Source organism: Devosia sp. (assembly GCF_017307565.1).
Classification (GTDB): domain Bacteria; phylum Pseudomonadota; class Alphaproteobacteria; order Rhizobiales; family Devosiaceae; genus Devosia.
In genome coordinates, this window is record NZ_JAFKHD010000505.1 from 1 (window position 1) to 6363 (window position 6363).

Genomic DNA, 6363 nt, shown 5'->3' on the forward strand with positions numbered 1-6363 from the left:
CCTCGATGGTCTCCTGCTCGAACGCGCCATCGATCTTCTCGTCGGTTCACAAGCGCCGCTCGACACGATTTCGCGGCAGTTGGGCTTTTCAGCGCCCTCCAGCTTCACCCGTTTCTTCCGCGAACGTGTGGGCTTTCCCCCGAGCACATTGCGCGCCGCTAGCAGCTCGCCACACTAGGGCGCGACGACCCCACCCCTGCGAATGGAGCCGCCACTGTCTGCGATCAGGCCGGAAGGTTCCAGACCAGCTTGGCATTGGTCAGTTCTCGGGCCCCCAGCGGTCCCAGTTCGCGGCCAAAACCCGAGCCTTTGACGCCACCGAACGGCGCTCGTGGATCGGACCGCACGAAGTCGTTTACAAAGACCGCACCGGCTTCGAGTTGCCCAACCACGCGACGGGCGCGATGGAGATCGCTGGTCCAAACCGCCCCACCAAGGCCAAAATCAGTCGCATTGGCGCGCTCCACGGCCTCCGCCTCGCTGGCAAAGGGGAACATTAGCGCCACCGGCCCGAAGAACTCTTCCTGAGCAATGGGGGAGTGGGGATCAACGCCGACGATCACCGTCGGCTCGAAGAAATTACCCGGACCGTCCTTTGACTTTCCTCCGGTAATCACCCTGCCCCCTGCTGCCACGGCCTCGGCAATCTGGCGCAGCGTGGTTTCCACGAGGTCTGCCTTGGCCAGCGGCCCGAGCTTGGTCGTCGGGTCCATCGGATCACCCATCGGCAGGGCCGAGGCCGTCCGCGCAAAGGCCTCACAATATCTATCGAAGATGGGCGCAGCGATCAGGAAGCGCTTGGCGGCGATGCAGCTCTGCGCATTGTTGGAAAAACGCGACACGACCCCGATGCTGACAGCCTTATCGAAATCTGCGTCATCGAAGACGATGAAGGGGTCTGAACCACCCAGTTCCAATACCGCCTTCTTGCCATGGGCGCCGGCTGCCTCCGCTACGGCCCGGCCGGCCGCCGTGCTGCCAGTGACGGTGACTGCACGAACGCGCGGATCGGCAATGATGCCTGAGACGACATCGCGACGGACCCGCAGATTGGTGTAGAGGCCAGCCGGTCCACCGGCGTCGCGCACCAGATCCTCCAGCGCCTGAGCCGAGCCCTGCACGAGGTCGGCATGCTTAACCAGCACTACATTGCCCGCGATCGCCGCCGGAATGAAGAAGCGCAACACCTGCCAGAAAGGCAGGTTCCAGGGCATGACGCCAAAGATCGGTCCGATAGATTCATAGATCACGGTGCCGGCGGTACCCTCGATAGGCTCGTTGGCAAGATAGCGGGGGCCTGCTTCGGCAAAATGCCGCGCGCCGCTGGCTGCCTTGACCACCTCGGCTCGAGCTTCGCCGACCGGCTTGCCCATCTCGCTGGTGATCAGCGCCGCATAGGCATCGGCGCGCTGTTCCAACAAATCCGCCAGGCGAATAAGGAAGGCGGCGCGGTCTTCCATAGGCGTAACCGACCATGCGCGATAACCGGTCCAGGCTTGTTCCAGCAGCCGCTCCAGATCGACCTCGCTATGGGCGGAGAATTCGGCGCTCACAACGCCGGTCGCCGGATTGATGGACTTGAAAGACATGTCATTCCTCCCGATAGGCAATTGCTTGCTCTATGCGAGGATTGCCCCGACCGTCCGGCAGTGGCCAGTCATCTTCCCCCCTCGGCGCGCAAAAAGCGGACGCTCGGTCAAGAAGGCTTCTGCTGGCATTCTCAACGCCTCAGCGCGATGCAAGTAACGCCCACTGCATCGACCGGCGCGGATATCACTCTGCTTTCGCGCCCGAAGCGCCGGGATTTGGCTTCGCGCATCCGGGACTCAGCAGACCGCCGCGCATCGTCGTAGGCGAACGAACTGCGTACCCTCACTGTGCTGCTTTTCCAAAGCAGGCCCGCCGCCGGTCATTTCGGCATGAGGCGGGCATGAGCAGCATCGGTTGCGAACAGATTACCGGCCATGAAATCCACGAAAACCCGAATTTTGGGCGACAGATAGCGGCTCGTCGGCCAAAGAGCACGAAAGACACCAGTTTCCGCCGTGAAGTTATCAAGAACCGAGATCAGCCTCCCTTCTGCAAGCTGTTGTGCAACGGCGAAATGCGGCAGGCAGGTTATGCCAAAGCCGTTTTCTGCCAGATGCATAAGCGGCTCGAGCGTGCTGGCCACTGTCGTCGTTGGCAGCGTCAGGCGCAGGTCCTTGCCGTCCCTGACGAGCGGCCATGGCTCCAGCTTGCCCGAATTGGCATATCGGTGATGCATACAGCGATGGTGCAACAGGTCCTCGGGGTTTTCAGGGACACCTTTTGCATCCAGATAGCCCGGCGAGGCAACGATCTGATGCCTGAACGAACCGAGTTTTCGGCTCATCAATCGTGTGTCCCCAACCTCTCCAGTACGCACGACTGCGTCGAACCCCTCCTCAATCACATCAACCAGGCGGTCGGTGAAGTCGAGGTCCAGCTCGATCTCGGGATAGGCCTCCATGAACGCCGAAATCGTTGGCATCAGCAGCATTCCCGTCAATGGAAAGCTTACGCGCAAGAGACCGCGTGGCCTGGCTTGTGATCGGGAAAGTTGCGCCTGCGCCGCGTCCAGTTCGGACAGGATGCGCCTGCAGGTATCGAGAAAGAAGCTGCCCTCCTCCGTAAGCGTCATACTGCGTGTGGAACGATGGAAAAGACGCACGCCCATCTCTTGCTCAAGGCGCGCGACCGCCTTGCCAACCGCTGAGCTGGAAAGACCCAGCCGTTTCGAAGCCGCTACAAAGCTGCCGCATTCTGCGGCCTGGGCAAAAATCCCCAATGTGCCGAGCTTATCCATGCAACCCCATTAAAGAAATTTCGTCCTGATTATCCGGATTACAGGACCATTTATCGCCTATGGCACGCCCGATATCCACCCCGGCACGGCAATCACGCCAATTTCCACGGAAGGGAAACACATGGATACGAAATCTGCCGCAGGATTTGCAGCTACGCCCGAGCCGACCGTTTTTATTGTCAATGTCATCCACGCCCATCCAGGCAAACAGGACGAAGCGTTTCAGATCATTCAGGACGTTGTCCACTATGTGGCGGAACGGAAGCCAGGGTTTCTCTGGAGCAATCTGGCCAAGAGCACGGACGGTCTGACCGTCGTCAACATCGAAGCAATTCAAGGCGCCGGCAATGTGGACGAGTTCTTCTCCGATCCCGTCTTCGTTGCGAAGTTCCGAAAGCTGGACGCGGTATCGACCAGCGAATTTCACACTTACAGCGTCGGCGATCTGGTCCTTCCCAAACTCGGCCAGCAGGGTTGAGCCGTGTCCCGATCGTGTCCCATCGGCGGTGAGGCGAAGAGAAAGCCGGACGACGCAAGACTACCGCTATCAGCCCTGCTCTGCTTTGCCATGGCCGGCTTCATCACCATCCTGACCGAAGCCCTGCCGGCCGGGCTCCTCCTGCAAATGAGCGCGGATCTAGGTGTCGCCCCTTCCGCGGTAGGGCAGTCCATAACAATCTACGCCATCGGCTCGATAGTGGCCGCCATCCCGCTGACCGCCGCGACCCAGCGCTTCCCGCGCAAGCCGCTGCTCACTTGCGTCATTGCAGGATTTGCGCTCGTCAACACGATCACAGCGGTCACGGACGTCTTCGGCATCTTGCTGGCAGCACGGTTCTTCGCCGGGGTTTGTGCAGGTCTGCTTTGGGCGATGATTGCCGGTTATGCGGCTCGCATGGTCGCCGATCACCTGAAAGGACGCGCCATCGCCATCGCCATGGTCGGCACGCCGCTGGCGCTTTCGATGGGTATTCCCGCTGGCACGCTGATAGGATCGAGCATCGGCTGGCGAAGTACATTTTTGCTGATGACCGCCCTCACCCTCGTCCTGATTGGCTGGGTATGGGCAAGCGTGCCCAATTACCCGGCCGCCACGACCGGGAACAAGACTTCCGTTAGCGGCACACTCGCTATCAGAGGTATCAAGTCGGTGCTGGTGGTAACCCTGCTTTTCGTCCTCTCGCACAACATCCTTTATACCTACATCGCCCCACTCGTGGCTTCTGCCGGGCTCGCGCAACGTCTCGACCTCGTCCTCTTGGTGTTCGGTGCGGCAGGAATAGTGGGTATCGTTCTGGTCGGATATCTGATCGGCCAACGGCTTCGCTTACTCGTGCTGACAAGCATCGCTCTTTTCGGGGCCGCGGCATTGGTGTTTGGCAACTGGGGCGGCAACCCCGACCTGTTCTGGCTGGCAATCGGCGTCTGGGGGCTGGCTTTTGGAGGTGCCGCAACTCTGTTTCAGACCGCCGCCGCGAACATTTCCGGAAAGGCATCGGATGTTGCACAAGCCATGATCGTGACAGCCTGGAACCTGGCTATTGCCGGGGGCGGCATTCTTGGCGGGCTATTGCTCGAATATGCCGGCGTCCCATGGCTCCCCTGGTCTGCGTTGGCGCTGTTGTCACTCGCCTATGCGCTGGCTGTTCGAGCAAAGCTCAAATAGTCGCAAAGCCTGCCTCGTCGGGGCTGACGATATCGACGGTGATATCGCCGCCCCTGGCATTCAAACCTAACTATATCGACCGGGTGAGCCCTCCATCGACGCGCAGGTTCTGCCCCGTGATATAGGCCGCACCTTCGGAGGCCAGAAAAGCGATGGTGGCCGCGATCTCTTCGCTCGTGCCATAGCGCTGCAGGGGCACACTTGCCGCACGCTCTTCGGTGCCGGGCAGACTATCAATCCAACCGGGCAGTACGTTGTTCATGCGGACATTGTACGGCGCATAGGTGTCAGCGAAAAGCTTGGTGAACGCAGCGAGACCTGCCCGTCCGACCGCGGAGGTGGGGAACATAGCGCTCGGCTCGAAGGCCCAGGCCGTCGAGATATTGACGATCGCACCGTTCTTCTGCGCCTGCATGATAGGCGTAACCAAGCGTGCAGGGCGGACGACATTGAGGAAATAGGTATCGATGCCGGTATGCCAATCCTCGTCGGTGAGGTCGAGAAGTTGCTTTCTTGGACCGTGGCCTGCGCTGTTGACGAGGACATCGACACGCCCCCAGCGTTCAACAGCACCATCCACGAGACACTTCAGTGCCTCGTTCGACTGATTGGAGCCGGTGACGCCGAACCCACCAAGTTCAGCGGCCAATGTCTCGCCTTTTCCCGACGAAGAAAGGATTGCCACTTGGAAGCCATCGGCGGCAAGACGCCGTGCCGCTGCCGCGCCCATCCCGCTCCCGCCAGCGGTGATCACCGCAACCCTACGCTCAGTCATTTCAATGTCCCTTGTTGATGGTCAATTTGCGTGCCGATTTGAAGATTTCGTCCAGCACCGAGGGCAATCAAGGCCAATAGAGCGCAAAGGACGATGCATATAACGATCGCAGGCTGCCAGCTCCCAACGAGGTCGTGCAAGGCACCAACTGAAACCGGCGCGGTCGCCGACAACAGATAGCCGATGGACTGGGTCATCCCCGAAAGACTGGCGGTCTGGTGTGCCGAAGTGGTTCGCAGCCCGATAAAGGCCAAAGCAAGAATAAAGGCCCCGCCGATACCAAAGCCAAACAATGAGACCCAGAAAATCGCCAAGTCGGGGACCGCCAGCAGCCCGAGCAAGGCAACCAAGCCAGATCCGGCAAGAGCGACCGCAAGGCCACGCTGGTCTCTTGCACGCTGGACGACTGGTACGATTACCAGCCCTGGAAGGGCTGTCGCCAACTGCATGACACCATGCAGCGATCCCGCCTCCGTCAAGGAAAATCCCTGCGCGACGAGGATGGAAGGCAGCCAGGCCGCGACGGCATAATAGACGAACGAATTAACGCCGAAGAATAACGTGACCTGCCAGGCAAGGCCTGAACGCCAGATGGCACCTCCATGCGGTGGAGTGGCAGTTCCAGCGGATGGACGAGAGTGTCGGCCAAGCTGTGGCAACCAGAGCAAGGCACCAGCCACCGGTAGAACCACAAAGGCTGCAAGCGCGATCTGCCAATCGAAAGCCTGAGCAAGGGGCACGACCACTGCGGAGCCCACAGCGGAGGCAATCCCCATGGTGATGGAATAGATGGCCGTGAGCTTAGTCAGCTGGCTAGGAAAATCACGCTTGAGCAGGCTTGGCAGCAGGGTATTCCCCAACGCGATACCAGCACCCAGCAAGGAGGTGCCCAGAAAGAGCCCCCATGAAGGTCCTGCCGATCTGATCAGGATGCCAACGGTCATGATGAGCAATGCCATGAACAACGCGCGTTCCAGCCCGTATTCCCGCGCCAGAAGCGCGGCAAACGGCGAGACAATGCAGAAAATCAGTAGTGGTAAGGCGATAAGAAGACCGGCCTCGCCCGCATCCATGCCGAAGGCGTCCCTGAGCACA

The 6363-nt window shown here is 60.2% G+C and carries 7 protein-coding genes; 3 read left to right on the forward strand and 4 right to left on the reverse strand.

The features are described from left to right. Window positions 1-13 precede the first annotated feature (13 nt). A complete protein-coding gene (locus tag J0I64_RS22705; RefSeq protein ID WP_366933774.1) occupies window positions 14-178 on the forward strand; it encodes an AraC family transcriptional regulator in 165 nt (54 codons plus the stop codon). 46 nt (window positions 179-224) lie between these two features. Here J0I64_RS22705 and J0I64_RS21925 read toward each other — a convergent pair whose 3' ends face one another. Then, window positions 225-1589, reverse strand: coding sequence for an NAD-dependent succinate-semialdehyde dehydrogenase (locus J0I64_RS21925; protein ID WP_291412310.1), 1365 nt, complete (start codon window positions 1587-1589; stop codon window positions 225-227). Window positions 1590-1909: 320 nt separating this feature from the next. Next, window positions 1910-2827 (reverse strand): LysR family transcriptional regulator, encoded by a 918-nt coding sequence (locus J0I64_RS21930; protein WP_291412312.1) that lies wholly within the window; start codon window positions 2825-2827, stop codon window positions 1910-1912. A gap of 121 nt (window positions 2828-2948) precedes the next feature. Here J0I64_RS21930 and J0I64_RS21935 point away from each other — a divergent pair, with 121 nt between their 5' ends. Together J0I64_RS21935 and J0I64_RS21940 are read left to right on the forward strand one after the other, a co-directional pair. Beyond that, window positions 2949-3305, forward strand: a complete 357-nt coding sequence (locus J0I64_RS21935) for an antibiotic biosynthesis monooxygenase (protein ID WP_291412314.1) — start codon at window positions 2949-2951, stop codon at window positions 3303-3305. A gap of 90 nt (window positions 3306-3395) precedes the next feature. Then, window positions 3396-4493: an MFS transporter gene (locus J0I64_RS21940; protein WP_291412316.1), complete on the forward strand. Its 1098-nt coding sequence runs from the start codon at window positions 3396-3398 to the stop codon at window positions 4491-4493. 70 nt (window positions 4494-4563) lie between these two features. Here J0I64_RS21940 and J0I64_RS21945 read toward each other — a convergent pair whose 3' ends face one another. Further along, the gene (locus J0I64_RS21945; protein ID WP_291412318.1) at window positions 4564-5268 is read right to left on the reverse strand and encodes an SDR family oxidoreductase; all 705 of its coding nucleotides are present in this window, start codon (window positions 5266-5268) and stop codon (window positions 4564-4566) included. After that, window positions 5265-6363, reverse strand: a 1099-nt coding sequence (locus tag J0I64_RS21950; protein WP_291412320.1) for an MFS transporter, incomplete at its 5' end; no start/stop codon positions are given. The genes J0I64_RS21950 and J0I64_RS21945, both read right to left, overlap by 4 nt.

Bases quoted from the DNA above. Each gene is read 5' to 3' on its own strand.
- J0I64_RS21930 (WP_291412312.1), bottom strand. From the start codon at position 2,827: ATGGATAAGCTCGGCACATTGGGGATTTTTGCCCAGGCCGCAGAATGC.
- J0I64_RS21935 (WP_291412314.1), top strand. From the start codon at position 2,949: ATGGATACGAAATCTGCCGCAGGATTTGCAGCTACGCCCGAGCCGACC.
- J0I64_RS21940 (WP_291412316.1), top strand. From the start codon at position 3,396: ATGGCCGGCTTCATCACCATCCTGACCGAAGCCCTGCCGGCCGGGCTC.
- J0I64_RS21945 (WP_291412318.1), bottom strand. From the start codon at position 5,268: ATGACTGAGCGTAGGGTTGCGGTGATCACCGCTGGCGGGAGCGGGATG.
- J0I64_RS21925 (WP_291412310.1), bottom strand. From the start codon at position 1,589: ATGTCTTTCAAGTCCATCAATCCGGCGACCGGCGTTGTGAGCGCCGAA.